This is a genomic window from Xanthomarina spongicola, from assembly GCF_003148645.1.
Classification (GTDB): Bacteria; Bacteroidota; Bacteroidia; order Flavobacteriales; family Flavobacteriaceae; genus Xanthomarina; species Xanthomarina spongicola.
On sequence record NZ_QGGP01000005.1, the window covers coordinates 12,989 to 38,951 of the forward strand.

Consider the following 25,963-nt stretch of genomic DNA (forward strand, 5'->3'; position numbering starts at 1 on the left):
GGCTATATACGACAAATGGTCTAGGTCTTAGAGAGTACTCTCCAGACCTAAACCTTTGTTAATTTTGGGTGATAAGCTTACTTAAGCTCAACCTCAGCTCCAGCCTCTTCTAAAGAAGCTTTTAAAGCTTCTGCTTCATCTTTAGAAACACCTTCTTTGATAGCACTAGGTGCACCATCAACTAATTCTTTAGCTTCTTTTAATCCTAAACCAGTTAATTCTTTAACTAATTTAACTACTGCTAATTTAGAAGCACCAGCTGCTTTAAGCATTACATCAAATTCTGATTGCTCCTCAGCAGCGTCTCCACCACCAGCAACTGGACCAGCCATAGCTACAGCAGCAGCTGCAGGCTCGATACCATACTCATCTTTTAATATAGTTGCTAATTCGTTTACTTCTTTTACAGTTAAGTTAACTAATTGTTCTGCGAAATCTTTTAAATCTGCCATTTTTCTATCGTTTTAATAGTTTTAATAAAATATAATTTGTTTAAGTGCGTACACGTTTTAAATTATCCTTCTTTTTCGGATAATGTTTTGATAATTCCTGCTAATTTTCCACCACTTGATTTAAGTGCTGAAATAACATTTTTAGCTGGTGATTGTAATAATCCAATAATATCTCCAATAACTTCCTCTTTAGATTTAATATCTACTAGAGAGTCTAATTGTTCATCTCCAATATAAATTGCTTCTTCAATAAACGCTCCTTTTAAAAGTGGTCTATTTGATTTTTTACGGAAATTTTGAATTATTTTTGCTGGAGCATTACCAGTTTCAGAATACATAACTGAAGTATTTCCTTTTAATGTTTCAGGAAGTTCTCCAAAGTCTTTTTCTGATGCTTCCATTGCTTTTGCAAGCAACGTATTTTTAACAACTGCTAATTTTACGTTTGCTTTAAAACAAGCACGACGTAAATTTGATGTACTAGCTGCATCTAATCCAGAAATATCTGCTAAATAGATATTTGTATTATCAGCTAATTGTGCAGTTAATTCTTCGATTACATGTGATTTTTCTTCTCTTGTCATAATAAAAGTTTTAAACTACTTAACCGATTTTTGGATCTACAGCTAAACTAGGACTCATAGTAGAAGACATATATATGCTTTTTACATAAACTCCTTTTGCTGCAGTTGGTTTTAGTTTCATTAATGTTTGTAATAATTCGTTTGCGTTATCTACAATTTTATCAGCACTAAAAGATGCTTTTCCAATTGATGCGTGAACGATTCCAGTTTTATCAACTTTAAAGTCAATTTTACCAGCTTTAACATCGCTAACAGCTTTAGCAACATCCATAGTAACAGTACCTGTTTTTGGGTTTGGCATTAAACCACGAGGACCTAATACACGTCCTAAAGGACCTAATTTACCCATAACACTTGGCATAGTTACAATAACGTCTACATCTGTCCATCCACCTTTAATTTTATCAAGGTATTCGTCTAAACCAACATAATCAGCACCAGCTTCTTTAGCTTCTGCTTCTTTATCTGGTGTTACTAATGCTAAAACTTTAACGTCTTTACCTGTACCATGAGGAAGTGTTACAACACCTCTTACCATTTGATTAGCTTTTCTAGGATCTACTCCTAATCTTACTGCTAAATCAATAGATGCATCAAATTTGGTATTGGTTATTTCTTTTACTAATGCTGATGCTTCAGTAACAGAATAAATTTTACCTTTTTCTATTTTAGCTAAAGCTTCTTTTTGTTTTCTTGTTAATCTTGCCATCTTAAAAATTTTTTAGATTAATTAGGGGCTTCGCCACCTTTAACAGTTATACCCATAGATCTTGCAGTACCTGCTATCATCTTCATTGCTGAATCAATAGTAAATGCATTTAAATCTACCATTTTGTCTTCTGCGATGGTTCTAACCTGATCCCAAGAAACTTTTGCTACTTTCTTTATATGAGGTTCTCCCGAACCTTTTTTTACTTTGGCCGCTTCTAATAATTGTACAGCTGCAGGTGGTGTTTTGATTACAAAGTCAAATGATTTGTCTTTGAAAACCGAAATCACAACTGGTAAAACTTTACCAGGTTTATCTTGGGTTCTTGCATTAAACTGCTTACAGAACTCCATGATATTTACTCCAGCGGCACCTAAAGCGGGTCCAACCGGTGGCGACGGATTCGCTGCACCTCCCCTAACTTGTAGTTTAACTACTTTACTTAACTCTTTTGCCATTTTTAATAATTTAATTTATTTGCAATTCTTACTAATTTGAAGCATAAGATTGCATTTATTATGTAACAATTATTATACTTTTTCTACTTGCATATAACTTAATTCTAAAGGTGTTTTTCTACCGAAAATCTTCACCATAACTTCAAGTTTACGCTTTTCTTCATTTATTTTTTCGATAGTTCCATCAAAACCATTGAATGGTCCATCGATTACTTTAACAGTTTCTCCAACATTAAATGGAATAGCTACATTAGAATCTGTATCTACAGCTAATTCATCTACTTTACCTAACATTCTGTTAACTTCAGATTGTCTTAATGGAACAGGATCACCACCTTTTGTTTCACCTAAAAAACCAATTACATTTGTAACAGATTTAATAATATGAGGTATTTCTCCAGTTAAATTTGCTTTAATCATTATGTAACCTGGAAAATAAACTTTTTCTTTATTTATTTTCTTTCCGTTACGAATTTGTATTACTTTTTCGGTTGGAACTAAAACTTGATCAACATAATCTTGTAGGCCTAATCGAGCTATTTCATTTTCGATATAAGCTTTAATTTTATTCTCTTGACCACTTACAGCACGTACTACGTACCATTTTTTATCATTCCCTTCAGACATAAATTCTTATTTTAACCGTTAATAAATTTAAAATAGAATCCTACCACTTTACTAAATACTGTATCTACACCCCAAATTGCTAATGAGAAAATGATAGAAAATACAGCAACTAATATTGTTAAACTTTGTGCTTCAGCCCATGTTGGCCAAGACACATTGTTTTTCAATTCTTCAAATGATTCTTTTATATAGTTTACAATTCCAGCCATTATATAATTTTATTTGCACGGGTTGAGAGACTCGAACTCCCGACACCTGGTTTTGGAGACCAGTGCTCTACCAACTGAGCTAAACCCGTAAATACAAGTCAAGGCATTCCGAAAATCGGAATACCTTAACTTTATATTTATTAAACTTTATTAGTCTAAAATTTCAGTAACCTGACCAGCTCCAACAGTTCTTCCTCCTTCACGAATAGCGAAACGAAGACCAACATTCATTGCAATTGGTTGAATTAACTCAACGTGAATTGTTAAGTTATCTCCAGGCATAACCATCTCTACTCCTTCTGGAAGCGCAATGTTTCCAGTTACGTCAGTTGTACGTACGTAAAATTGAGGACGGTAGTTATTATGGAATGGAGTATGACGTCCACCTTCTTCTTTTTTAAGGATATAAACCTCAGCTTTAAATTTAGCATGTGGTGTTACAGAACCTGGCTTACAGATTACCATTCCTCTTGAAATTTGAGTTTTCTCAATACCTCTTAATAAGATACCAGCATTATCTCCAGCTTCTCCTCTATCAAGGATTTGACGGAACATTTCGATACCAGTAATAGTAGAAGTTAATTTCTCAGCTCCCATACCAATAATCTCAACAGGATCTCCTGTATTAGCAATACCAGTTTCGATACGACCTGTAGCAACAGTTCCACGACCAGTAATAGAGAATACATCTTCAATAGGCATTAAGAAAGGCTTATCAACTTCTCTTAAAGGCTCTTCAATCCAAGAATCAACAGCTTCCATTAATTCTAATACTGTATCTACCCATTTTTGCTCACCATTTAAAGCTCCTAAAGCAGAACCAGCAATTACAGGTCCGTTATCTCCATCGTATTCATAGAAAGAAAGTAAATCTCTAACTTCCATATCAACCAATTCGATTAATTCTTCATCATCAACCATATCCACTTTATTCATGAATACAACGATACGAGGAATACCTACTTGACGACCTAATAAGATGTGCTCTCTTGTTTGTGGCATAGGACCATCAGTAGCCGCAACTACTAAGATAGCACCATCCATTTGTGCAGCTCCAGTTACCATGTTCTTTACATAATCCGCGTGACCTGGACAGTCTACGTGAGCATAGTGACGTTTTGCAGTTGCATATTCTACGTGTGAAGTATTAATTGTAATACCTCTTTCTTTTTCTTCTGGTGCATTATCAATTTGATCGAATGATCTTGCTTCTGAGAAACCTGCATCAGCTAATACTTTAGTAATAGCAGCAGTTAAAGTTGTTTTACCGTGATCTACGTGTCCAATTGTACCAATATTTAAGTGTGGTTTTGAACGATCGAAAGTTGCCTTTGCCATGTTTTTAAAAATTTAATCTTAGTTATATAATAATATTAGTGTATTCTAATTTAAACATCTCTTTAAATAGAGCCAATGACGGGAATTGAACCCGTGACCTCTTCCTTACCAAGGAAACGCTCTACCCCTGAGCTACACCGGCTTAAAAAAGAGCGAGAGACCGGGTTCGAACCGGCGACATTCAGCTTGGAAGGCTGACGCTCTACCAACTGAGCTACTCTCGCAATAATTTAATATCCTAAATTTTAAAAGTGGGGAGAGCAGGATTCGAACCTGCGAAGACGTAGTCAGCAGATTTACAGTCTGCCCTCGTTGGCCGCTTGAGTATCTCCCCAATTAAAATTTTTCACTCTTTTAAAGAACTTTATCAATCTTACTAGCCTTTCCTGCTAATAATAATTTCGATATTTTAGAGCCGATGGAGGGACTCGAACCCACGACCTGCTGATTACAAATCAGCTGCTCTAGCCAGCTGAGCTACATCGGCTTTTATTCTCTTTTTTACATAAAAAAAAGCCCGCTATTTCTAACGGACTGCAAATGTATATATTTATTTTCGTATTCAAAACATTTTTTGAGAAATTTTATTATAAATGTGCTCTTAATTTTTCTTTTCGCTTTTTAAGCTGTCTTTCTAATGATGCAATTGCCATATCTGTACCTTCTTCAAACGTTTTACATTGTTTTTTTACTACAAAACTATCTCCAGGCACACTTACTCGAGCTTCAAAAATTTTATTCTCTTTATCACTAGTATTTTCTAATTTCAAATAAACATCTGAGCTTATTACCTTGTCATAAAATAAATCTAACTTATCCATACGCTTTTGAATAAAGTCAATCAATTTTTTGTCTGCATTAAAATTGACGGATTGCGTGTTTACTTTCATACTTCTTTGTTTTTGGTTAGACAATAGGTTAAATAAATTACTTTTTACTTCTAGGGTGTGAGTTTAGATACACTTTTTTTAATTCTGCAATACTATTATGAGTATATATTTGTGTAGCAGCTAAACTTGTATGTCCTAGTAATTCTTTTACAGCATTTAAATCTGCACCTTGGTTTAGTAAATGAGTTGCAAAAGAATGTCTTAAAATATGCGGACTCTTTTTTACCTTACTTGATGCTAAACTAAAATACTCATTAATTATTCGGTAAACAAGTGTTTCATAAATTTTAACTCCTTTTTTTGTTAAAAAAAGATAGTCTGAATCTTCTATACTTAGTAATTGGTTTCTCGATATAATATAATCCTTCAATGTTTGAATTACTGATTCTATTAACGGAACAAAACGTTCCTTATTTCTTTTTCCAAGAACTTTTAACGTTTTATTAGAATAATCGACATCTTTTAATTTAAGTTCTACTAATTCTATTCTTCTAATTCCAGTAGAATAAAAAAGCTCTATAATAAGTTTGTTTCTTATACCTTCAAAAGTATCTTCAAAATGTATTTCGTCTAAGACTGTCGCTATTTCTGTTTCAGAAAAAGGAACTTGAATTTTTTTACTTGTTTTTAAGGCTTTGTGTTTTGCTAAAGGGTTTGACTGAATACTTTCAGTCTTTAATAAAAATTTATAATAAGAATTTAAAGCTGAAACTTTTCGGTTTATGCTTCTATTTATAATGCCTTTCTCAACTAGGCTTACAATCCAGCTTCTAATCTGTGAATAGTTGACTGTTTCAATTGCATTTGAATCGAATTCTAAATTTATATATTCTGAGAATTCATTTATATCTTTTTGGTATGCCTTTATAGTAAGTTTCGAGTATTTCTTCTCGAGTAATAAATAGTCTATAAACGATTGAAAAGACATTTGTAGGTTTTGAGTGTTTAGTAAATATAATAACTTTAAAAAGAAGGTTAAGTAAATAACAAAAAAAATCCTGCAAATGCAGGATTTTTATATGATTTAACAAAATAAAGATATTAGATGTTTTCCTGATCTCTTAAATTTTGAACGTATTGTGCTTTTTGTATTTGAGCTCTACGTACTACAGATGGCTTATCAAACTGCTTACGTGTTTGTAGTGCGCGTTTTGTTCCAGTTCTATCAAACTTTCTCTTGTAACGCTTTAACGCTCTATCTATATTTTCTCCTTCTTTAATTGGTATTATTAACATAGTGTCTTAACCTCCTCTCTTTTAGAATTTCAAGGCGCAAATATAAAAACTAATTTAGAATTGACAATTCTTTTTTTTAAAAATTATTCTTTAAATAATGTAGACCTTTTTGTTAAGTCTTGAATCAGCTTTTCTTCTTCTTCACTTTCAAGTAAGGTGTTATAGTTTTTCCAGAATGATTTGTTATATGGTTTAGGTGAAAATATGTCGGAATCCCATTCTTGATTTAAGGCTTCTTCAATTATTTCTTTATCTAAAATAATTTCTGTAAACAATATTTCTTGTACTGTGTAATAGTATCTTTCGTCCTTATCGTAATTAGATTCATCTTTACTGTCTGTTGGTTTATAACCTACATTTACCAGTTTAGGAGTTTCGTAATAAATATAATTTGGATACATCTTATCTTCATATTCCATATAAGTAATTATCAACTTATGATTGAGATGTGTATCGAATAATGATTTACTTCTGTTTTTCTGAATATCGGAAGCTGCAACAAGTTGATATTCTATTTTTTTAATTGCATAGGTGTCCCAATAAATATATAACCAACCTTCGGCTTTGTAACCATCGTTGTAAATTCCTTTTGTGTTTAGATTTATAAAATCTGAACTTTCAGAAATTTTAATTTTATATATTTTTCTATCGTTGTCAACTAAAACAGTATCTAGTTCAAACTGATGCTTTTCAAGTATGTTCTCATCAAACAAAGCTTTAGAATCGCTTGAATTTCTTAAAAGATTTAATTTTCCTTGAAATAAGTTTTGTAAACCATTAACTCTATTATCATTCCATTTAATGGCTTTTACTAAGGAAGCTGTTTGAATAGTATCTCGCTTTAAGTTTTTAGCTTGTAGGTTAACATTTCTTGCTTGATATTTTAAATACGAAGTATAAGCTAGTAAGCTATCAACATCTCTTAAATCGTAACTTTTTCTAACTTGATCTACATTTATTTTAAGATACTCTTCTGAAGACGTTGCAGAACTAGAATCGTAAAGCGTAATAGCACTTTCAATTAACCATTTAAATTCTTTTTTATTTCGTTCTTTATGTCTTAAAAATCCTTTTTGTAAATATGAAGAATCCGGAAGATTTTCTGATAGTCTTTCTAGCGCTCTAAGTACAATATCGTTTCCTGTTTTTGGCCTTGTTTCGGCAACCAGAAGAATTTCGTCTAAAGACGCAACATCTGATTCTAAATAAACATCGAATGTATTGTCGAATTCATTAACTGGAATCTTATAACTTTTAAAGCCAATAGAAGAAATGACTAAGGTGTCGCTCTGATATTTTTGAGGAACCAATAAAACAAATTTCCCATCTGCATTTGTTATAGTACCAATTGTCGTATTTTTAACATACACACTTGCACTTTCTAATGGCAGAAAAGATTCTGTATCAAATACTGTGTTTTTTAATTCGGTTTGCGAAAACGTTGAAAAACTAACTAATAAAATAACTAGACCTAAAATATGTTTGAAATGGGAAAGCTTCATATTTAATTATTTAATTAAGTAGCAGGCTTATAATTCTTATCGTCTAAAATCATTTTTGCTAAAATTTCACGAAGAATCTCCGATGTTCCTCCACCTATTGGACCAAGTCTACTATCGCGTAATAATCTAGCCATAGGATATTCTTCCATATAACCATAACCACCTAAAAATTGCAGACAGTCGTATATTACTTCGTCTGCCATCTTAGTCGATTTCAATTTAGACATGGTAGCTTGCTTTACAACATATTCGCCTTTATTAAGTCTGTAAGCTACAGAATAGTTAAACTCTCTACAGATTTCCATATCTGTATATAATTCTGCGAATCTATGTCTTAAGGCTTGAAATTTATTGATTGTTTTTCCAAAAGCTGTACGTTCGCTCATGTATTGTTTGGCGTAATCTAAAGCGAATTCTGCTCTGGCATGCGAATTGATTCCCATAATCAATCTTTCTAAAGCAAAATGCTGCATGATGTATGGAAAACCTTTACCTTCTTCACCCATTAAATTGCTAGCAGGAATCGTAACATTATCGAAAGCAATTTCTGCTGTATCACTAGCTCTCCATCCTAACTTATCTAATTTGGTAGCAGAAATTCCTGGTGTATCTCTATCCATGATAAAAATACTCATTCCACGATGTCCTGCATCTGGATCTGTTTTGGCAGCAACTACTAAATAATCGCTATAAACACCATTAGTAATAAAGGTTTTAGAACCATTAATAACATAAGAATCTCCTTTTTTTATAGCTGTCGTTCTCATTCCAGCAACATCACTACCTCCAAAAGGTTCTGTAATACAAAGACAACCAATTTTATCTCCAGTAATACTTGGTGCTAAATATTTTTCTTTTATTTCGTGGCTTCCTTCTTTATTAACATGCGTCATGGCTAAATATGCATGAGCCCACATGTTTGCTGCAAAACCTCCAGAATTTATTTTTTGAAGTTCCTCTAAGAAGATTACAGTATAAAATAAATCAAGATTCAAACCTCCATATTCTTCAGGATAAGCTAATCCGAAAAATCCCATGTCGCCAAATTTTTTCCAAATAAAACGTTCAACCGTTCCGGTTTTTTCCCATTTTTCAATGTGAGGAACTACTTCTTTCTGTAAAAAATCTTGGAGACTTTCTCTAAACATTTGATGTTCTTCTGTGAAGTACATACTATTCATACTTTTTTCTTTATTAATTGAGCTTCAAATATAATTTAATTATCTCGATTTTATTCGCTGGAAAGCTTTTAACTTTTAATAATTCGTCTAAAGAATTATAACCTTCTCTTAAGGTTCTTTGTTCTATAATGTGATGAGCAACCTCATAATCTATATATTGAATGGTTACCAATTCTTCAATAGTTGCTGTATTTAAATGTATTTTTTCTACTTGCCTAGGAGTTTTTACAGTGAATTGTTCTGTAATGCGTTCAATAACTTCTGGAGACAACCCATAAACCTCTTGTAACTGAACATCTGCAATAAAGCCTCCATATTTATTTCGATAAGCAACAATACGTTTTGAGTACGCCTCTCCTATGCCATTTACTTTTTGAAGTTGCGAAGCCGAAGCAGTATTTAAATCTTGTTTCTGTTCAAATGTTTTAGGCTCATTATTATTTTGATATGAATAATTGGATTTAGGCTTAGGATTAGTAATCCATTCCGGAAATTTAAAATAAGGTGAAATTATAGCTAGCAAAGAATCTGAAATCTTTGTCACATTTTGAAACTCTTCTGCAGAATTAACCCATTTATCTTCTGCTCTAAATTGTAATAGCCTATCTATTTCTTCATTAGTCATTCCAAGTGTATAGCCTTTATAATCTGTAATAAAATTAGGATTAAATGGGTATATTTTTGGTTTTCGATTTTCAATTTCAACCAGACGAAGAGAATCTATTTCATTTTGGAAAATTAATAATTCTTCTTCATTTACTTGAGGTACTTTAGATGAAAAATCAACAAAACTATAAACAGCTTGCAAAAGGATAATGATGAGTAATAATAAGAAAATCCCATTCCGTTGTTTTTTTGTAAACGTGAAATGGGATTTCATTTTATGAGGTTTTTATATTTTACATATGTTCTGTAACATCTACAGCTCCATCTTCAATTGCTTCTTTTTTAGCAGTAATGGCACCAATATAACGTTTCATTTCGTCTCTTACTTTTGGGAATAAGAAGAATAAACCTATCATATTTGGGAATACTAATGCCAGAATCATAGCATCAGAGAATTTTATAACAGCATCTAGTGTTGCTGCAGCTCCAATTACTACAAATAATAAGAATAATATTTTATAAACTAAATCTGCTACTTTTCCTTTACCAAATAGGTATTTCCAAGATTGTAATCCATAATAAGACCACGATATCATAGTAGAAAAAGCAAATAACACAATAGCAACTGTTAACACATAAGAGAAATGTGGTATTACAGAATCGAAAGCCATTGAGGTTAAATCTACACCATTAATTGGTAAACCAGTTTCATTTAAAAGAACACTACTACCATGTGCTGCAGAATAATTAAATACGGATTGCACATCTGTTCCATTAATATTAAAGAAAATAATAACTAAAGCTGTCATGGTACAAATAACTACAGTATCAATAAATGGCTCTAGTAAAGCAACTACACCTTCTGATGCTGGATATTTTGTTTTTACAGCAGAGTGAGCAATTGCAGCAGATCCTGCGCCAGCTTCGTTTGAGAAAGCTGCACGTTGAAAACCTACAATTAAAACACCAACTAAACCACCAAGTCCAGCCATAGGCGTAAATGCTCCTTCTATAATCAATTTAAAGGCTAAACCAATATCGCTAAAGTTTGCAAAAATAATTATTAGGGAGGCAACAATATAAATTCCTGCCATAAAAGGAACCACTTTCTCTGTTATACTAGCGATTCTTTTAATTCCACCTATAATAACAATTCCAACTAAAACAGCTAAAATAATTCCAATAATTACACCATTGGAACCTCCTTCTAACTGAAGCATGGAACTAATTTGTACAGCTGCTTGGTTAGATTGAAATGCATTACCACCTCCAAAAGAAGCACCAACACATAAAATAGCAAATATAATCCCTAAGACCTTACCTATTTTAGCAAAACCTACTTCTTTAAGTCCTTTTGAAAGGTAATACATTGGACCTCCATATATCGTTCCATCTTCACCAACATCTCTATATTTTACACCCAGAGTACATTCTACAAATTTCGTAGACATTCCAATTAGTCCACATATAATCATCCAAAATGTTGCTCCAGGACCTCCAAGACCAATAGCTACTGCAACACCTGCAATATTTCCTAATCCAACTGTACCAGACACTGCTGTTGCCAGAGCCTGAAAGTGAGATACTTCACCATGAGCGCTTTCGTCACGAATGGTATCTTTAATATCTTCAATTGCAAGGGCTTCATCATTATTATATAACTTATCAACACCATGCTTTTCAATATCAACATATTTACCTCTAACAGTATTAATAGCTGTTTTAAACTTTGTAATGGCTGGAAATCTAAAATAAATAGTAAAAAACGTAGCGCCTCCAACTAATAGCAAAACAACAAAAGGAATATTATATTCTCCAATTGGTACAGTAGTTAATATAAATCCTTCCCACCAAACTGCAATTGGCATAAAGGCATCGTTAATTTTCTCGTCTAACCCTTTCTCTGCTTCTTGTGAAAAGATTAAGATAGGTGTGATAAGGGTTAAAATTGAAAGAAGATATTTCTTCATAAGAATTTTTAATTAGTTAGTTTTTTTTATTAGTGTGACAAGATGCTAAAAAAAAATGATTTTTTAAAACATCTCTAGTTAAAAAGTATTTTAGTGTTGAATATTATAAACTGAATTTAAAGTCTGTATCTGCTCTGGTCTTCCTAGAACTATTATTTTAGAATTAGGCACTAATTTCAATTCTGCTTCAGGATTTATTAAATACTCTCCATTTGCATCCTTATATCCTATAATACTACAACCGGTTTTTTTACGAAGATCTAAATCTCTAATAGTTTTTATTTCAGAAGTATCATATAATTGTTCAACAGAAATTTCTTCAATATTAATATTAGACTTTCCAACAATAGATAAATTATCAATAAATTCTAATAAACCAGGTACAACAACTAATGATGCCATATGGTCTCCTCCAATCTTATCTGGAAGAATCACGTTGTTTGCTCCAGCAAGTTTTAGTTTTTTATAGGATGTTTCTTGAGATGCACGACTAATAATATTCATGTTTTTATTAATCTGTCTAGAAGAAAGTACTACAAACAAGTTATCGGCATCGTTAGGTAATGCTGAAATTAATGTACTTGCTCTTTCTATTCCAGCTTGTATAAGTGTTTCGTCTTCATTAGCATTACCAATAACGAAAGGAAATAACACGCTTTGAAATTTTTCTGCAATTTCTTTTTCCCGTTCTATAATTACAAATGGCTTTTCATAAGCTAATAATTTTGTAGCTGCTTGCTTACCATTTCTTCCAAAACCACAAATAATAATATGGTTTTTAAGACTATCAATCTTTTTTTGCATCTTTTTTTGTTTTAGTCCTTCAAAATTATTTTTACTTATAATATACTCTGTAATAATACTTATAGCATAACCAACTATTACAACACTTGTAAGAATTAAAAATATAGTGAATATTTTAGAAGTGTCATCCAATGGCTGTACTTCTCCATAACCAACAGTTGTAATGGTTATTACAGTCATGTAAAAAGCGTCAATCCATGTTAGTTGAGATAATACTTTAAATCCAATAACTCCTGCACTTAACAAAACAACTAACAATAATATTGCCGTGTAGATTTTAGATCTTAAAAGTCTTATTAAAGGGTTATGCATTTTTTGAGTTTATAAATCGAATACTGACGAACGTTTTGTATAAAGTAAATCTTTAATATGCATCCAAAAAGCAATAAACAGATATAGTGCAAATCCAAAACCTAAGGTTACAAAGGTTAAATATAAAAAAGAAGTTCTCACCACCTTTGCTCTAATTCCAAATCTGTCAGCAATACGCTGGCAAACGTAATATCCATGCTTTTGAAAATAAAGTAAGATTTTATAAAAAATGTTCATGCTGCAATTTAATAATTTATTTGATGATTAAAGCATTACCAACTGCACATTGCAAACATTTATTTTTATTGCAATATTCTTCTTTTAATTGAAGTAAGGCTTGAGATTGCAAAGCAGATTTTGACACCTGTTTTAAACTGTTAAATGCAGAAATAATGCTATTTTTTTCTGAAGGTATTTGTTGTAGTAACTTTAATATAGTTTCGTTAATATCTTCATTTTGACTTTTTGCATAACTAAATTTAAGAGGAATAATGGTATTAATAAGTAACAAGTCTATAAATGATTTAGTTATTTTTTTCTGACTTAATTTAGATACTTTTTGAAATGTATAATGTGATTTCCAAAATTCTGATGTGCTTACTGAAAACAATTTATAAAACCCATCTATTGTATTTATTTCTATAACTTTTGAAAACAAATGTTGTTCTGTATGATAAAGTGTTGCTAGCTGTGAAAGCCTAATAGTTGGAAAATTTTGAGGTCTTAATCTAAAAAACTGAACTGGAATAACTTGGTCTTTATTTAAATTAAATTTTTGATTTAAAAACTCATACTCTTTTTTTAACTCTAAATAATAAACATCTTGAATATCTTCATCCAGAAACCCAGCTTGTCCAAACATTAAAGCCTCTAATGATTTAGGTTTTGCATGAAGTTTTCTAATAATTGAAAAATCTATCGAATTGGCTAAACTAAAAAATGAGTCGCCATTTACTTTCAAACCAAAATTTTTGGTTAACATTTTAAATAAAACGGCTTCCCAATTATTTTTTGAAGTTTCCAATAACGTTTCAATAGTTTTTGATTTTCTCTCTAAACGTTCAAAATAAATACGCTCTAACCAATTATTTAAGACAAACTCATCAATTTCATGAAAATCTGTTTCACAATTAATCCATTTATTTTTTGCTGCAAATAATTTATTGTAGTTCTGTAATACATTGGCATCTATATATTGTTTAAGCTCCAAGGTTGGAATAATGGAATTATTCTTTCTAAAAATTTCAGTATCATGTTCCCAAACCACATGCAAAATTACATTATCATAAGCTTTATCACTTTCATGATTATGCACAAACCAATCGCTAGATTTAATATGAATTTCTACATTTCCAGCCCAAAGCTGCTCTGCAATTTTAAGTTGTGCATTAAAAAAGTCTGGCCCAGAATTGGTGTTTTGTTGTCCTACTGAAACAATTTCTAGACGCTCATGTTGTGTCGTTTGCAAATGATTGCTATTTACTTTTTTATGTTGCCAGATATAATGTAAAAAGTCTTCTTGCATAATATTAAAAGTACAAGATACAAAAATTCAATATCCAAATTACCTCTGTTAAACTACAATTAATAAGACCATAGAAATTCTTATTTTTCCCTAAAAGAATGATTTTAATATTATATCTTTAAGCTAGTATTATTTGGTTTAAATATTAAAAAAAATAAAATGTATAAAAAAGTTATTCTTACTTGTTTTCTACTAAGTAGTTTATTTATTACTGCACAGGATTCAAGCGATTCAAATTCAGAAACTAAAAACACCTCCTGGAGCTTTTTAGTAGAACCTTATTTAATGTTTCCTAATATGAAAGGAGATACACAAATTCGAGAAAATTTACCTTCATTAGGTGTAGATGCAGATACCGATAATATTTTTAGTCATCTTAAAATGGGAGCTATGCTTTATCTTGAGGCTAAAAATGAAAATTGGGCAATAACATCAGACTTTGTTTATATGAAACTTGGCGAAGATGTAACACCATCTTCATTAGTGCAAAGTGGCGAACTGGAAGTAAAAGAAACTTTATGGGAACTGGATGGTTATAGACGAATCCTTCCTATGCTTGAAGCTGGTATAGGTATGAGGCTAGTGAGTGTAAGTGCAGATGCAGATTTTTCTTTTGTATTTCAAGATAGAAGTGCAGATATTACTGAAACTTGGATTGACCCTATTATAGTTATTCGATCTCATAATGTAATAAAAGACAATTTTCTTTTAAATGTAAAAGGAGATATTGGAGGCTTTGGAATAGGCTCGGAGTTTACATGGCAAATACAATTAGATGCTGGTTATAAATTTTCAGATCTTTTCAATTTAATGATTGGTTATAGATATATTGGTATTGATTACGAAACTGGAAGTGGACAAGATTATTTTGCTTATAACATTGATACCTTTGGTCCCGAAATACGTTTAGGGTTTAATTTCTAAGGGTTAATATTTTTAAAAGCAAAACTATTTAATAACCATTAGTAACAATTAATTACCATGATACGTATATAACGCTATAAAATGGTAAGCTTCAGTTAATATAGAAGAAAGTTAATAATTCCATATATTAGCACCTTCAAACAATCAGCCATCTTTTAATGGCACAAAAAACTTAAATCTATGAAGACCTATATAGGAATTTTATTTTTCGGAATGATTTTATTTTCCGGATGCGATCAATCTGATTCTAAAAAAACAGATAGTGCTACAGACCAAACAATTACACAAGAAGAACCAGCAAAACAAGTAACTAACACACCAGAAAGTAATTCTGATAATGTTTCTATTACTTCTACGCCAGTTAAGACTGCTACAGGCTTGAATCCTCCTCATGGGCAAGCAGGTCACGATTGTGCTATTGCAGTTGGTGCGCCTTTAGATGGTAGTAAAAGTTCATCTCCAGTAGTAAACCCTGGAAGTTCATCTCCTGTTCAGACTCAGACTGCCCCAGGAATGAATCCTCCTCATGGACAAGCTGGTCACGATTGTGCTATTGCAGTTGGTGCGCCATTGAATAAATAATATTTTAAATTAAAACATAATAAAAAAAACCTGAGCTAAATACTCAGGTTTTTTTAATTTATTAAGATTCTTCGGTCGTTTCACTCCTTCTGAATGACAGATTAATCGATATAACCCATTTTCTTCATCCATTCGTCGTTGAACATTTTACCTACATATCTACTTCCATGATCGTGGAATAAAACCACAACGACATCGTCTTTTGTAAACTGTTCTTTTAATTGCAACAAACCTTTAATAGCAGCTCCAGCAGAGTTTCCTAAAAACATACCTTCTTTCTTTGCTAATAATTGGGTGTAAACAGCTGCATCCTTATCGGTTACTTTTGTAAAACCATCAATGATGTCGAAATCGACATTTTTAGGCAAAATATCTTCACCAATGCCTTCGGTTACATAAGGATAGATTTCTTTTTCATCGAAAATCCCTGTTTCATGATATTTCTTAAATACAGAGCCATAGGTGTCTATTCCCCAGACCTTTACATCTGGATTTTGTTCTTTTAAATATCTTCCTACTCCAGAAATAGTTCCACCTGTACCAACACCAACAACAAAATGAGTAATTTTTCCTTCAGTTTGATTCCAAATTTCAGGACCAGTACTTTGGTAATGCGCTTTGGTGTTGCTTAAATTATCGTATTGGTTTACGTACCAAGAGTTAGGAATCTCCTCACCTAAACGTTTAGATACAGAATAATACGAACGTGGATCGGTTGGGTCTACATCTGTAGGACAAACAATAACTTCTGCTCCTACAGCTCGAAGTATGTCTGTTTTTTCTTTACTTTGCTTGTCTGCCATTACAAAAATACATTTGTAACCTTTAACAATAGCTGCTAAAGCCAAACCCATTCCTGTATTACCAGAAGTCCCTTCAATAATAGTTCCTCCAGGTTTTAAACGTCCATCTGCTTCGGCATCTTCAATCATGGTAAGAGCCATTCTGTCTTTTACAGAATTTCCAGGATTAAAGGTTTCGTATTTTGCTAATACCAAACAAGGTAAATCTTCAGTTAATTTATTTATTTTAACCAAAGGTGTGTTTCCAATGGTTTCTAAGATATTTTTCGCGTAATCCATTCTAAAAATTTTCAGCTGCAAAGGTAGGTTTTTGCTATGAATTCATGAATACATTTTAAAAAGAATTAAGTTTTGGAATTTTAGTATATATTATTTGAATGTTTGCAACCAAATATTTAAAAAGCTTTTTTTTTAGGCAAACTTTAAAGTAAAAAAACCGAGACTTTGTCATCGGTTTTTTTAAATCCTTTTTATATGTAGTGTATATTATTTCACCAATTTAAAATCACCAGGCTGCCATGTTTTGTCAAACCAAGGTTCTAGTGGACCATAGAGTCTAAAAATCACAAAAAATCCTTTGCCTTTTACCGACTGTAACCAATTGGCTTCTTTACCTTCGGGAGCACTATTTGTCGCTCCAAAATACAAGGTAACAGATCCATCTTCGTTCTTTACTAATGGTGTTCTTTGGCTACTTACGCTAGGTAAAGCCTGTCCGGTTTGCAATTCTGAACGTGTTTGTGGATCGTACATCACCACCGACCAAAAATCTTTTACCGGCACATTTGCAGGAATATTAAGGGTATAGTTGTTTTTACCATCAAGATAGTTGCCGTCTGCATCTAGAAAAGCTATAGCATATTGTGACCCTTTACCTATCATTTTTAAGACCATAGCTGGGGTATTTACTGTAGCTGCATAGAAAAAGCGTGTTCGTGCATCTAAGAATCGCCCTCCTTTACCATCACTTTTCAACCACTGATAACTACCACCAATAAAACCAGATTCCCAATGTCCAGTTTCAAAAATAGATGATTCTTTCTCTCTAGTTTTAAATGTTATTGCCCGAGCCGTGGCGTTTCCTACAGCTACGGCATCTGTTAAGATGTCTTGCATTCTATTATCTGGATTAAATGGGATTTCTTTTTCTATTCCAATACTTGCAAACAAACCACGTAATTCTGGATCTAAGAAAGAAACCGGTTCTCGTTGAATGACATCGTTTAGTTCTTTGAAAAAATCGAAATTGTTTGCATGAATAGTGTTAAACAGCTTTTTCGAACTATTAATGAATTTCATAGAAGGTTGTTTATCTTTATCTTTTATCGGATAAATTTTTAAACCGTTACGAAACATTTCTGATGAGAAATCTGGTTTTCCATCTACTAAGAAGCCTCTAAGAATAAGCCAATTGACATAGCTTGTAGATTTGGCCACAAAATAGCCCTCTGGTGTTTCTCCATCAAAATCGGGTGGTAGTATTAAGTATTTACCTCCTTTACCCCTGTCTGGACCAGGAGCACCCATATCTACTACAAATCTAAAATAAGCATCGTTTACAGTACCTGGGCCACAACCTGCAGGAATCTCTACAACTGTAGGTCCATCATTTTTTAAATCGAGAAAAGTGGTTGCATACACCGTACTAGTATTGCCTGTTAAAAATAATGGATTAGAATCCATTAATTCATCGAATATAACTACTTGATTCGACGTGTTAGCACCTGCTTCTTCCAAACCCAACCTAATACCTTCTATAGAAGTCGCTGGAATTCCGTTTAAAAATGTTTCAACACCTCTCATAAAGTCGAGATTGTCGTATACTTTTTTTGTGGTTTCTTCAGACGGCAGTCCATCGAAGAAGTTTAAGGTGCCTAGCCTTGTTTCTACCACATCTGGAGTCAATATTTTATCAGGAATATCTGTATTGTACTTTTCTTTTATCGATTCTAGTGAACTCGTTTCGACTACCACGTCTTCTACTTTATTCTCTTCACTAGTATTTTTGCAGTTGATTATAGCCAAAAGGGAAAAGACACCGATGGCATATGGCAATTTGTGTTTTAAATTCATACTTAAAAGGTTTTTAATTGATTGTTTGATTCATTTTTATTTAATAAATTATATAATGTTATTTCATCAATTCAATATCGCCAAGCTGCCATGTTTTATCAAAGAATGCTTGCTGAGTACCATAGGTTCTAAATACAGGGAACCATCCTTCATCTTCATTGGTTTGAACCCAGTTGCTCTCCTTACCTTCAGGAGATGTATGACTTATGTACAAATCAACACTACCATCGTCATTTATTTTTAACTCCTTATCTCTCGAGTCAATGCTAGTAGCTCTTAGTTTATCTTTTGCCTCTGTATTGTCTATGAAACAACGTGTCACTTCGCTATAAATAGTAAACGCCCAAAAATTTGAAGCTGGCATATCTGCTGGAATATGGATTTTGTATGTATTAGAACCCAATAAGAAATTACCGTCTTTGTCTTTTTTGTTGGTTAAATAACTAGTAGTTCCAGGGCCAGGAGTGTTCGATTTCATACCTGCAGTTACTGTTACTGCTTCGAAATAATATTCATTGCTTTCATCTAAATAGTAATCTGTCTTGCTTGATTTGGTTAATGGGAAATTACCCATCAATCTGTACCAAGTAGTATTGTCATAATAAGGTTTGTCTTCTCTTGGCTCAATCTGGTTTGCTCTAGACATCAATTCTCCCAATTTGGCACCTTCAGTCAAGGTCTTTTTCAGTTCTGCTGATGGATTTAATGGTTGACCATTTTCAATCCCAAAATACCTCATGTAAGTATAGAAGATTTTATCTTGTTGCACCATCGGTTCATCTTGAATAAACTGGTGCACCAATTCAAAATATGCATATCCACTTGGCATGACACCCGAAAAACGTTTGTTTGTATTAGAAATAAATTTTGCTGGTTTCAATGGTTCACCAAATTTTCCAATCAAAAAGTTATCTTTCATCTTGTCAACTTCTGCTTGATCAGTTGATAAGAATCTGGTACCAATCATAATTTTATTGGTGGTAGCGTTAATTACAAAATACCCTTTCGTATCTAGTTTTGAAACATCATAACCATTTGGAATAATCAGGTATTTTCCACCTTTCCCTTTGTCTTGACCAGCTAATCCTAAGTCGCCCAATGAAAGTTGGAAAAAATCTAATACACCACCAGCTGAAGGACCTGCTGGATAATCAATAACTACAGGACCTGTATTGGCAAGGTTTGCCCAACCAATTACATAAGGTGTAGTCGCATTAGCGGTTAGAATACCAACTTTTTCATCGAAAGACTTGTTTTCAACAAAATCTAAATCGTTTGCACCATATACTTCAGAACTGGCGTTGTACCATTTTTGAAATGATACCACTGGCAGTGACCATTCGTAAATAGAAACTGCACGCTGAAGGTACAGTTGGTGATTCAGCTTATCAATAGATTCTTTGGTAATAAAGGTTTGTTCCATTTGAATATCACCAAAATCGGTTTTGATTAATTCATCGCCTTGCAAAGTCGCATCTACAAGTGACACTGCATTTTCATTAGCATTTTCCGTATTGCCAATAGTTGTGGTTTCTTTTGATACTGGTCGATTGCAACTAAAGAATACTGATACAACTGCTAACAGTAATTTTAATTTAGTTTTCATAATATATTTGTTTTGATTAGTGTTTATTTATGCACATAATACCTATTAAAAGGTTTCTGTATGATGAAATTAATAATTTAAATTGATTAATTATGGTTTAATGTTTTTTAAGTTTAAGAAGCAATGCTATTCAAAACGAATTGCTTTTACTGGCGAAATTTTCGTGATTAGATACGAAGGCAATAACAACATAACCAAACAGAGAACAAAAGTCCCTATGTTTAAGGCTAAGATATAGCTTAAACTTATGTAAACTGGAGCTTCAGTTACATAATACACATCTGGATTTAATGGAAAAAGTTTGAAATATTTTTGTGAGAACAATAAGCCTAAGCCAAGAATATTTCCCCAAATTAATCCTAGAGTAATTAAATAAGATGCATTGTATAAAAAGATTTTTCTAATAGTCCAATTATTTGATCCAAGCGCTTTTAAAACGCCAATCATTTGAGTTCGTTCTAATATTAAAACCAGTAAAGCTGTAATCATATTAATGCCTGCAACCAGAATCATGATACCAATAATGCCATATATGTTTTTGTCGAAAATTTTAATCCATTCGAAAATAGACCCAAATTTTTGCTCTACCGTTATTACGTTTAATAATGATGGTGTGTTGTTATAAATGTCGTTATAGATTAAGTTTAATTTGCTATAATCATCTACAAAAACTTCAAAATGTCCAGCTTGATTGTCTTCCCATTTATTAAGACGTTGTAAATGCCGTAAATCTCCAATAACATATGTTTCATCAAAATCCTTAAAACCAGAATTATAAATGCCTACAATTTTGTAAGTAATCATGCTTGGTGGCTTGTTTGGGTCTTCTTTTCTAAATAAGGCTGTAAACGTATCGTCTAACTTAAAGCCTAGCCTATTTACTAAATATTCAGAAATTAATACTTCTTCGTTTCGCTCTTTTGCGTAATCTGGTAGTCTTCCTTCTTTTAAAAAATCTTGAAAATAAGTCCATTTATAATCTGCTCCAACGCCTTTTAGAATAATAGCTTCAAAATCTGTTTCTGTTCTAATAATTCCAAATTTAGTAGCAACTGCTTGGATATGATTGATGCCCTGAACCGAATTGAATTCAGGATAAAAATCTTGATTCAATGAAACAGGACGTCCACTTTCCTGTGAATTATTGCTATCGAAATTAGAAATAATAATGTCGCCATTAAAGGCAACCACTTTTTCTCTTATTTTTTGTTGAAGTCCAATTCCTGTAGCAATAGCAATCATCATCACCACAATTCCAATAGCAATTGCAGCAATACCAATTTTTATTATTGGTGCCGAAACACTACTTTTATACGCTTTACTATCAATTATGCGTTTGGCTATAAAATATTCGAATTTCAAATGATGCAAATAAAATTTATTCACCTCAAAAATACAGTTTTATTATTTGTTTTAATACTCATTTCTTGTGGAAACTTTTCAAGTGTTGAAGGTGGGCATAACAATGAAGATATTGCTTCGTCGCAAGCTCCTCGTAATGACAATAGTATTATAGTTGGTGCCAATCAAACAGAAAAATATTTGCCTTTACTAAAAGGAAAACGTGTTGGTGTAGTTGGTAACCAAACCAGTGTTATATTTAAAGAGAATGCCACGTCGTCCAAATCCCTGTCTGTTGACAGGCAGGCTAGCGAAGATAATTATACGCATCTAGTAGATTCTTTAGTTGCGCTAAATATAAATGTAATAAAAGTATTTTCTCCAGAACATGGCTTTCGAGGTGCTGCAGATGCTGGAGAATTGGTTGAAAATGATAAAGACACAAAAACTGGATTACCAATAATTTCACTTTACAGAAAAAACAAAAAAGCAACTCAAGCTGCTTTAGAGAATCTGGATATCATGATTTTCGATTTCCAAGATGTTGGTGTGCGTTTTTACACATACATTTCAACCTTACATTATATGATGGAATCCTGTGCAGAAGCAAATATTCCCTTACTTATTTTAGATAGACCAAATCCAAATGGGCATTATGTTGATGGTCCAACACTTGAAATTGAAAACAAAAGCTTTTTAGGTATGCATACTATTCCATTAGTTCATGGTTTAACCATTGGCGAATTCGCACAAATGCTTAATGGTGAAAAGTGGCTAGAAAACGAAGCACAATGTAACATTACCATTATTCCTGTTAAGAATTATACTCACGACACTTTTTATCATGTACCTATAAGACCTTCACCTAACCTTCCTAGCGATCAAGCTATAAAGCTTTATCCAAGTCTGGGTCTTTTTGAAGGAACAAATATAAATGCAGGTCGTGGAACGGAATTTCAATTTCAACGTTATGGAGCTCCTTTTTTAGATAAGAATGTTTTCAACTTTACTTACACACCAAAAGAAAATTTTGGAGCTAAAAATCCAAAACACAAAGATGTTCTTTGTTATGGTGAGGATTTATCAAACGACACATTACATGGCCAAGTGTCTTTAAAATGGTTGATGAAAGCCTATAACAACGCTACAGACAAAAGCAAAGTGTTTAATACTGCTAATTTTACGAAGCATGCAGGAACTGCAAAATTGCAGCAGCAAATAGAAGCCGGTTTAAGTGAAAAAGACATTAAAGCCACTTGGCAAAAAGATCTTGAAGCTTTTAAGAAAATTAGAAAAAACTATTTATTGTATCCATAATTTAATCGTAACGTCTTCCGTTTGGTCTTAAGTTGTTTCGTCTATAATCTTCTCTAGATTGAATGTTATGATTCCTATATCTTATATCTGTAAGGTTATAAGCTTTAAACCTTATAGGCTTTTCTTTAATTATTTCGTTTGTAGTTTTTATATTCTCTAAGTCATCAAATGCTTGTGTTTGATTATTAGAAATTGTATTTCCACTAATAGCACTTAACTTGTTAGTTTCATCAATATGACTTGCAAGATGAACTGGTTTTTTCATCTTTTTTATAATTTTATTTTCACTAAGATCCAGAATTGCAATTTGATCTCCATGTAAAGACATGTTAGTTGGTAGAGTATTCATTTCCATTTGATTTCCTAGTTCAATTGGTATTAATCTTGACACTTTAAAGACAATGGTTTTTCTGTAGATATAGGTATCGTCATGACCTTCTGTAAGAACCACAGCAAAGGTATAATCTCCAATTGGCAAATCGTTTAAAGGAATTTGTAGATTCTTTGTTTCATCGTTTATAGCAAATTCTTTAAGATTTGAATCTCCAATAATTTCAATTTTATTTAGAGCAAACTTACTATCTAGATAAAGGGTATCTCCAGAAGTGTTTAAATCATGGTTTAAACTTTTCGCAATCTTATTTACATTTTTAAAAATTGATGAATAAACAACATCTTGACTGTAAGATGGCTTAATAAAAACAATTAATAAAAATATAAACATGGCCGATTTTAGGGTCTTCATAATGTCAAAAATTTTTACAACTAATATCACTTTGCAAGAATGAAATCCTTACTTTATATCTTTAAATTAATACAAAATCATAGTCAAATAAATAAAAAGACCAAATATTCGTTAATTCAATTTTTTATTAGACAAACTGTTTAAACATATACATTTCAACGATTATTTCTACATATTAAATGAAGGAAGTTGTAACGAAATTCAATTTATTTGAAATGAATATTACTTAGAAAGCAGCATTTTAATGCTCAATAGAAGCCATTGGATAAGGACCATAAACATAAATTACAAAAATAATTTTCTTAGGAGATTGCTCAACTACCATAACATGTTTTCCTCTTGATAATTTAGTAAGTGGTATTTGTAGATCTGTTTCACTTAAATAAACATCTAACTCCCTTTTATAAACAGAATTTATGGAATAGACATGTACAATTTCAGAATCACTTTTTAGTAGTAAAGTGTCTTTGGAAGTATTAAGATCGTGAAATAATGTACTAGCATTTTTGTTTCTGTTTTTTTCAATTTTCGCAAAAGCATTTTGCGAAAAAATTGAATTGGAAAAAATACTAATACTAAGTGTAAGTAAAATTGATTTCAAATAAATATAGTTTAATTCAACAATTATCGAAATCAACAGTAACTAGTTAATCCTCAGGATAAAACTAGATGTATTTCTGTATTTATTTATAAAAACCCTACAAACTACCAAAAAAAAAGACGAATTGTATAAAATATGTTAATAAACTGTTTAAAACTTCTGACAGTCACCAAGTTAGAGACTATTTTTTTTCTGGAATAATGGTAGGTTTTTGGTATTTCTGAAATGGCTGTTTTAGTAACTCTCCAATCTTTCCATTTTTAATTTCATCTGGAAAAACATCTACACCATAAACTAGTTTATCTCTATCTAAAGTCATATATGTTCCAAATAATCTGTCCCAAACAGAAAATATATTGCCATAATTTGAGTCTGTATATGGCAATACATAATGATGATGAATTTTATGCATATCTGGAGAAATAAACACATAACTAATTACTTTATCCACTTGCTTTGGTAATTTTATATTAGCATGTGTTAATTGTGTAAAAACAATTGATAAAGACTGATACATAAACACAATAGCTATTGGTGTTCCTACAATAAAAACACCAATTAAAGTAAATACAAAACGTATAACACTTTCTATTGGATGATGCCTATTTGCTGTTGTTGTATCTACATTATGGTCTGTATGATGTACCAAATGAATCATCCACAAAGGCTTTACCTTATGTTCTACATAATGTGCCAAATAAGCTCCAAAGAAGTCTAATAACAAGACACCTAAAAGAGCATATAACCATATTGGCATTTCTGGTAACCAATTTATAATACCAAAATTATTTTCTTTAACCCAATCTGCAGATAGCAATAAAATAAAAGCTAAACCAAAGTTTATTAATATAGTAGTTAGCGTAAAAAAGAAATTAGGCCAAGCATGTTGCCATTTTTTATAATTGAATTTAAAAAGTGGAAAGGCACCTTCCAGCATCCAGAAAAAAGTAATTCCTCCTGCTAATAGTAATCCTCTATGGAGTGTTGGGATGGTTTCGAAATAATTAATTATAGATTCCAAGGGCTAATATTTTGATTAAATATACAAAAAGAATGTATTCTAAATTTATAGCTTTATGCGTTTTTTCATTTCTTCCACAATATTAAAAGCAGCAGGACAAATAGCGACATTTTTTAAAGTTAGATTAGAAATCTGCTGAAACTTTTTTCTATCTGTATGTGGGAATTCGCTACAAGCTTTTGGTCTAACATCGTAGATTGAACAATAATTATCTGCGCCTAAAAATGTACAAGGAACACTTTGTAAAACATAATCATTCTCCTCATCAACACGCAAGTAAGTATCTATAAATTGCTGTTGTTTCATTCTAAAATGTTTGGCAATACGCACCACATCTTTATCTGTAAACAAAGGACCTGTTGTCTTGCAACAATTGGCACACTCTAAACAATCTGTTCTATTAAATTCTTCTTCGTGCAATTCCTGCATCACATAATCCAACTGTTTTGGTGGCTTCTTTTTAAGCTTTGTAAAGAAGGATTTATTTTCCTTATGCTTATCTTTGGCGAGCTTAGGAAGATTATTTATGATGTCTTGCATAACGTAA

The 25,963-nt window shown here is 32.0% G+C and carries 28 protein-coding genes and 5 tRNA genes; 3 read left to right on the forward strand and 30 right to left on the reverse strand.

The genetic code is table 11. The features are described 5' to 3' along the window. Window positions 1-77: 77 nt before the first annotated feature. From rplL to LX78_RS10375, 22 genes are all read right to left on the reverse strand, one after another. Window positions 78-452 (reverse strand): 50S ribosomal protein L7/L12, encoded by a 375-nt coding sequence (gene rplL, locus LX78_RS10270; protein ID WP_109682582.1) that lies wholly within the window; start codon window positions 450-452, stop codon window positions 78-80. A gap of 62 nt (window positions 453-514) precedes the next feature. Continuing rightward, the gene (gene rplJ / locus LX78_RS10275) at window positions 515-1,036 is read right to left on the reverse strand and encodes a 50S ribosomal protein L10 (RefSeq protein ID WP_109682583.1); all 522 of its coding nucleotides are present in this window, start codon (window positions 1,034-1,036) and stop codon (window positions 515-517) included. Window positions 1,037-1,055: 19 nt separating this feature from the next. Beyond that, window positions 1,056-1,745 carry a 50S ribosomal protein L1 gene (rplA, locus tag LX78_RS10280; RefSeq protein ID WP_109682584.1) on the reverse strand — a complete coding sequence of 230 codons (690 nt, stop codon included), beginning with the start codon at window positions 1,743-1,745 and terminating at the stop codon, window positions 1,056-1,058. 17 nt (window positions 1,746-1,762) lie between these two features. Next, window positions 1,763-2,203 carry a 50S ribosomal protein L11 gene (rplK, locus tag LX78_RS10285; RefSeq protein WP_109682585.1) on the reverse strand — a complete coding sequence of 147 codons (441 nt, stop codon included), beginning with the start codon at window positions 2,201-2,203 and terminating at the stop codon, window positions 1,763-1,765. A 72-nt stretch (window positions 2,204-2,275) separates the two neighbouring features. Beyond that, a complete protein-coding gene (gene nusG, locus LX78_RS10290) occupies window positions 2,276-2,830 on the reverse strand; it encodes a transcription termination/antitermination protein NusG (protein ID WP_109682586.1) in 555 nt (184 codons plus the stop codon). An 11-nt stretch (window positions 2,831-2,841) separates the two neighbouring features. Beyond that, window positions 2,842-3,039: a preprotein translocase subunit SecE gene (secE, locus tag LX78_RS10295; RefSeq protein WP_109682587.1), complete on the reverse strand. Its 198-nt coding sequence runs from the start codon at window positions 3,037-3,039 to the stop codon at window positions 2,842-2,844. Window positions 3,040-3,055: 16 nt separating this feature from the next. After that, a tRNA-Trp gene (locus LX78_RS10300) sits at window positions 3,056-3,128 on the reverse strand. 61 nt (window positions 3,129-3,189) lie between these two features. Next, a complete protein-coding gene (tuf, locus tag LX78_RS10305) occupies window positions 3,190-4,377 on the reverse strand; it encodes an elongation factor Tu (RefSeq protein WP_109682588.1) in 1,188 nt (395 codons plus the stop codon). Window positions 4,378-4,447: 70 nt separating this feature from the next. Then, window positions 4,448-4,519 (reverse strand) — tRNA-Thr (locus LX78_RS10310). Between the two features lie 9 nt (window positions 4,520-4,528). Next, window positions 4,529-4,601 (reverse strand) — tRNA-Gly (locus LX78_RS10315). Window positions 4,602-4,629: 28 nt separating this feature from the next. Next, a tRNA-Tyr gene (locus LX78_RS10320) sits at window positions 4,630-4,711 on the reverse strand. A gap of 79 nt (window positions 4,712-4,790) precedes the next feature. Next, window positions 4,791-4,864 (reverse strand) — tRNA-Thr (locus LX78_RS10325). A 100-nt stretch (window positions 4,865-4,964) separates the two neighbouring features. Continuing rightward, a complete protein-coding gene (gene hpf, locus LX78_RS10330; RefSeq protein ID WP_109307806.1) occupies window positions 4,965-5,267 on the reverse strand; it encodes a ribosome hibernation-promoting factor, HPF/YfiA family in 303 nt (100 codons plus the stop codon). A gap of 37 nt (window positions 5,268-5,304) precedes the next feature. Beyond that, window positions 5,305-6,195, reverse strand: a complete 891-nt coding sequence (locus LX78_RS10335; protein WP_109682589.1) for a tyrosine-type recombinase/integrase — start codon at window positions 6,193-6,195, stop codon at window positions 5,305-5,307. 113 nt (window positions 6,196-6,308) lie between these two features. Continuing rightward, the gene (gene rpsU / locus LX78_RS10340; RefSeq protein WP_109682590.1) at window positions 6,309-6,503 is read right to left on the reverse strand and encodes a 30S ribosomal protein S21; all 195 of its coding nucleotides are present in this window, start codon (window positions 6,501-6,503) and stop codon (window positions 6,309-6,311) included. An 83-nt stretch (window positions 6,504-6,586) separates the two neighbouring features. Then, window positions 6,587-8,005: a carboxypeptidase-like regulatory domain-containing protein gene (locus LX78_RS10345; protein WP_109682591.1), complete on the reverse strand. Its 1,419-nt coding sequence runs from the start codon at window positions 8,003-8,005 to the stop codon at window positions 6,587-6,589. A 14-nt stretch (window positions 8,006-8,019) separates the two neighbouring features. Continuing rightward, window positions 8,020-9,186, reverse strand: a complete 1,167-nt coding sequence (locus LX78_RS10350; RefSeq protein ID WP_109682592.1) for an acyl-CoA dehydrogenase family protein — start codon at window positions 9,184-9,186, stop codon at window positions 8,020-8,022. Between the two features lie 13 nt (window positions 9,187-9,199). Then, entirely contained in the window at window positions 9,200-10,066 is an 867-nt protein-coding gene (locus tag LX78_RS10355; protein WP_109682593.1) for a ComEA family DNA-binding protein, read from the reverse strand. A 19-nt stretch (window positions 10,067-10,085) separates the two neighbouring features. Then, the gene (locus tag LX78_RS10360) at window positions 10,086-11,762 is read right to left on the reverse strand and encodes an alanine/glycine:cation symporter family protein (RefSeq protein WP_109682594.1); all 1,677 of its coding nucleotides are present in this window, start codon (window positions 11,760-11,762) and stop codon (window positions 10,086-10,088) included. 90 nt (window positions 11,763-11,852) lie between these two features. After that, a complete protein-coding gene (locus tag LX78_RS10365) occupies window positions 11,853-12,878 on the reverse strand; it encodes a potassium channel family protein (RefSeq protein ID WP_109682595.1) in 1,026 nt (341 codons plus the stop codon). A 9-nt stretch (window positions 12,879-12,887) separates the two neighbouring features. Then, window positions 12,888-13,115 (reverse strand): PspC domain-containing protein, encoded by a 228-nt coding sequence (locus LX78_RS14935; RefSeq protein WP_109307798.1) that lies wholly within the window; start codon window positions 13,113-13,115, stop codon window positions 12,888-12,890. Between the two features lie 16 nt (window positions 13,116-13,131). Next, the gene (locus tag LX78_RS10375; protein ID WP_109682596.1) at window positions 13,132-14,403 is read right to left on the reverse strand and encodes a DUF2851 family protein; all 1,272 of its coding nucleotides are present in this window, start codon (window positions 14,401-14,403) and stop codon (window positions 13,132-13,134) included. A 159-nt stretch (window positions 14,404-14,562) separates the two neighbouring features. On the opposite strand from LX78_RS10375, the gene LX78_RS10380 reads away from it, so the two are divergent. Both LX78_RS10380 and LX78_RS10385 read left to right on the forward strand, forming a co-directional pair. Next, window positions 14,563-15,327, forward strand: a complete 765-nt coding sequence (locus tag LX78_RS10380) for a hypothetical protein (RefSeq protein ID WP_109682597.1) — start codon at window positions 14,563-14,565, stop codon at window positions 15,325-15,327. A gap of 180 nt (window positions 15,328-15,507) precedes the next feature. Beyond that, complete coding sequence (locus LX78_RS10385; RefSeq protein ID WP_109682598.1) at window positions 15,508-15,909, forward strand: hypothetical protein; 402 nt, start codon at window positions 15,508-15,510, stop codon at window positions 15,907-15,909. A 101-nt stretch (window positions 15,910-16,010) separates the two neighbouring features. Here the strand turns inward: LX78_RS10385 and LX78_RS10390 are convergent, their stop codons facing one another. The 4 genes from LX78_RS10390 to LX78_RS10405 all read right to left on the reverse strand — a co-directional run bounded on the left by LX78_RS10390 (window position 16,011) and on the right by LX78_RS10405 (window position 21,753). Next, window positions 16,011-16,991 carry a PLP-dependent cysteine synthase family protein gene (locus LX78_RS10390; protein ID WP_109682599.1) on the reverse strand — a complete coding sequence of 327 codons (981 nt, stop codon included), beginning with the start codon at window positions 16,989-16,991 and terminating at the stop codon, window positions 16,011-16,013. 207 nt (window positions 16,992-17,198) lie between these two features. Next, window positions 17,199-18,785, reverse strand: coding sequence for a DUF1254 domain-containing protein (locus LX78_RS10395; protein WP_109682600.1), 1,587 nt, complete (start codon window positions 18,783-18,785; stop codon window positions 17,199-17,201). Window positions 18,786-18,843: 58 nt separating this feature from the next. Beyond that, on the reverse strand, window positions 18,844-20,391 hold the full coding sequence (locus LX78_RS10400) for a DUF1214 domain-containing protein (protein WP_109682601.1): 1,548 nt from the start codon (window positions 20,389-20,391) through the stop codon (window positions 18,844-18,846). 126 nt (window positions 20,392-20,517) lie between these two features. After that, a complete protein-coding gene (locus LX78_RS10405) occupies window positions 20,518-21,753 on the reverse strand; it encodes an ABC transporter permease (RefSeq protein WP_109682602.1) in 1,236 nt (411 codons plus the stop codon). On the opposite strand from LX78_RS10405, the gene LX78_RS10410 reads away from it, so the two are divergent. After that, a complete protein-coding gene (locus tag LX78_RS10410; RefSeq protein ID WP_109682603.1) occupies window positions 21,754-23,049 on the forward strand; it encodes an exo-beta-N-acetylmuramidase NamZ family protein in 1,296 nt (431 codons plus the stop codon). A 1-nt stretch (window position 23,050) separates the two neighbouring features. Here LX78_RS10410 and LX78_RS10415 read toward each other — a convergent pair whose 3' ends face one another. The 4 genes from LX78_RS10415 to LX78_RS10430 all read right to left on the reverse strand — a co-directional run bounded on the left by LX78_RS10415 (window position 23,051) and on the right by LX78_RS10430 (window position 25,956). Then, window positions 23,051-23,794 carry a hypothetical protein gene (locus LX78_RS10415; protein WP_146192572.1) on the reverse strand — a complete coding sequence of 248 codons (744 nt, stop codon included), beginning with the start codon at window positions 23,792-23,794 and terminating at the stop codon, window positions 23,051-23,053. Between the two features lie 241 nt (window positions 23,795-24,035). Continuing rightward, entirely contained in the window at window positions 24,036-24,395 is a 360-nt protein-coding gene (locus LX78_RS10420) for a hypothetical protein (protein WP_146192573.1), read from the reverse strand. 181 nt (window positions 24,396-24,576) lie between these two features. Next, the gene (locus LX78_RS10425) at window positions 24,577-25,416 is read right to left on the reverse strand and encodes a sterol desaturase family protein (protein WP_109682606.1); all 840 of its coding nucleotides are present in this window, start codon (window positions 25,414-25,416) and stop codon (window positions 24,577-24,579) included. Window positions 25,417-25,461: 45 nt separating this feature from the next. Continuing rightward, window positions 25,462-25,956 carry a YkgJ family cysteine cluster protein gene (locus tag LX78_RS10430; protein WP_109682607.1) on the reverse strand — a complete coding sequence of 165 codons (495 nt, stop codon included), beginning with the start codon at window positions 25,954-25,956 and terminating at the stop codon, window positions 25,462-25,464. Window positions 25,957-25,963: the final 7 nt, after the last annotated feature.

Excerpts from the sequence above, each read along its gene's own strand:
- LX78_RS10355 (WP_109682593.1), bottom strand. The coding sequence starts at position 10,066 with ATGAAATCCCATTTCACGTTTACAAAAAAACAACGGAATGGGATTTTC.
- LX78_RS10395 (WP_109682600.1), bottom strand. The coding sequence starts at position 18,785 with ATGAATTTAAAACACAAATTGCCATATGCCATCGGTGTCTTTTCCCTT.
- LX78_RS14935 (WP_109307798.1), bottom strand. The coding sequence starts at position 13,115 with ATGAACATTTTTTATAAAATCTTACTTTATTTTCAAAAGCATGGATAT.
- rplL (WP_109682582.1), bottom strand. The coding sequence starts at position 452 with ATGGCAGATTTAAAAGATTTCGCAGAACAATTAGTTAACTTAACTGTA.
- secE (WP_109682587.1), bottom strand. The coding sequence starts at position 3,039 with ATGGCTGGAATTGTAAACTATATAAAAGAATCATTTGAAGAATTGAAA.
- LX78_RS10375 (WP_109682596.1), bottom strand. The coding sequence starts at position 14,403 with ATGCAAGAAGACTTTTTACATTATATCTGGCAACATAAAAAAGTAAAT.
- LX78_RS10345 (WP_109682591.1), bottom strand. The coding sequence starts at position 8,005 with ATGAAGCTTTCCCATTTCAAACATATTTTAGGTCTAGTTATTTTATTA.
- hpf (WP_109307806.1), bottom strand. The coding sequence starts at position 5,267 with ATGAAAGTAAACACGCAATCCGTCAATTTTAATGCAGACAAAAAATTG.
- LX78_RS10365 (WP_109682595.1), bottom strand. The coding sequence starts at position 12,878 with ATGCATAACCCTTTAATAAGACTTTTAAGATCTAAAATCTACACGGCA.
- LX78_RS10430 (WP_109682607.1), bottom strand. The coding sequence starts at position 25,956 with ATGCAAGACATCATAAATAATCTTCCTAAGCTCGCCAAAGATAAGCAT.
- rplJ (WP_109682583.1), bottom strand. The coding sequence starts at position 1,036 with ATGACAAGAGAAGAAAAATCACATGTAATCGAAGAATTAACTGCACAA.
- LX78_RS10385 (WP_109682598.1), top strand. The coding sequence starts at position 15,508 with ATGAAGACCTATATAGGAATTTTATTTTTCGGAATGATTTTATTTTCC.
- LX78_RS10350 (WP_109682592.1), bottom strand. The coding sequence starts at position 9,186 with ATGAATAGTATGTACTTCACAGAAGAACATCAAATGTTTAGAGAAAGT.
- LX78_RS10415 (WP_146192572.1), bottom strand. The coding sequence starts at position 23,794 with ATGAAGACCCTAAAATCGGCCATGTTTATATTTTTATTAATTGTTTTT.
- rplK (WP_109682585.1), bottom strand. The coding sequence starts at position 2,203 with ATGGCAAAAGAGTTAAGTAAAGTAGTTAAACTACAAGTTAGGGGAGGT.
- LX78_RS10400 (WP_109682601.1), bottom strand. The coding sequence starts at position 20,391 with ATGAAAACTAAATTAAAATTACTGTTAGCAGTTGTATCAGTATTCTTT.
- LX78_RS10390 (WP_109682599.1), bottom strand. The coding sequence starts at position 16,991 with ATGGATTACGCGAAAAATATCTTAGAAACCATTGGAAACACACCTTTG.
- rplA (WP_109682584.1), bottom strand. The coding sequence starts at position 1,745 with ATGGCAAGATTAACAAGAAAACAAAAAGAAGCTTTAGCTAAAATAGAA.
- tuf (WP_109682588.1), bottom strand. The coding sequence starts at position 4,377 with ATGGCAAAGGCAACTTTCGATCGTTCAAAACCACACTTAAATATTGGT.
- LX78_RS10410 (WP_109682603.1), top strand. The coding sequence starts at position 21,754 with ATGATGCAAATAAAATTTATTCACCTCAAAAATACAGTTTTATTATTT.
- LX78_RS10335 (WP_109682589.1), bottom strand. The coding sequence starts at position 6,195 with ATGTCTTTTCAATCGTTTATAGACTATTTATTACTCGAGAAGAAATAC.
- rpsU (WP_109682590.1), bottom strand. The coding sequence starts at position 6,503 with ATGTTAATAATACCAATTAAAGAAGGAGAAAATATAGATAGAGCGTTA.
- LX78_RS10360 (WP_109682594.1), bottom strand. The coding sequence starts at position 11,762 with ATGAAGAAATATCTTCTTTCAATTTTAACCCTTATCACACCTATCTTA.
- LX78_RS10380 (WP_109682597.1), top strand. The coding sequence starts at position 14,563 with ATGTATAAAAAAGTTATTCTTACTTGTTTTCTACTAAGTAGTTTATTT.
- nusG (WP_109682586.1), bottom strand. The coding sequence starts at position 2,830 with ATGTCTGAAGGGAATGATAAAAAATGGTACGTAGTACGTGCTGTAAGT.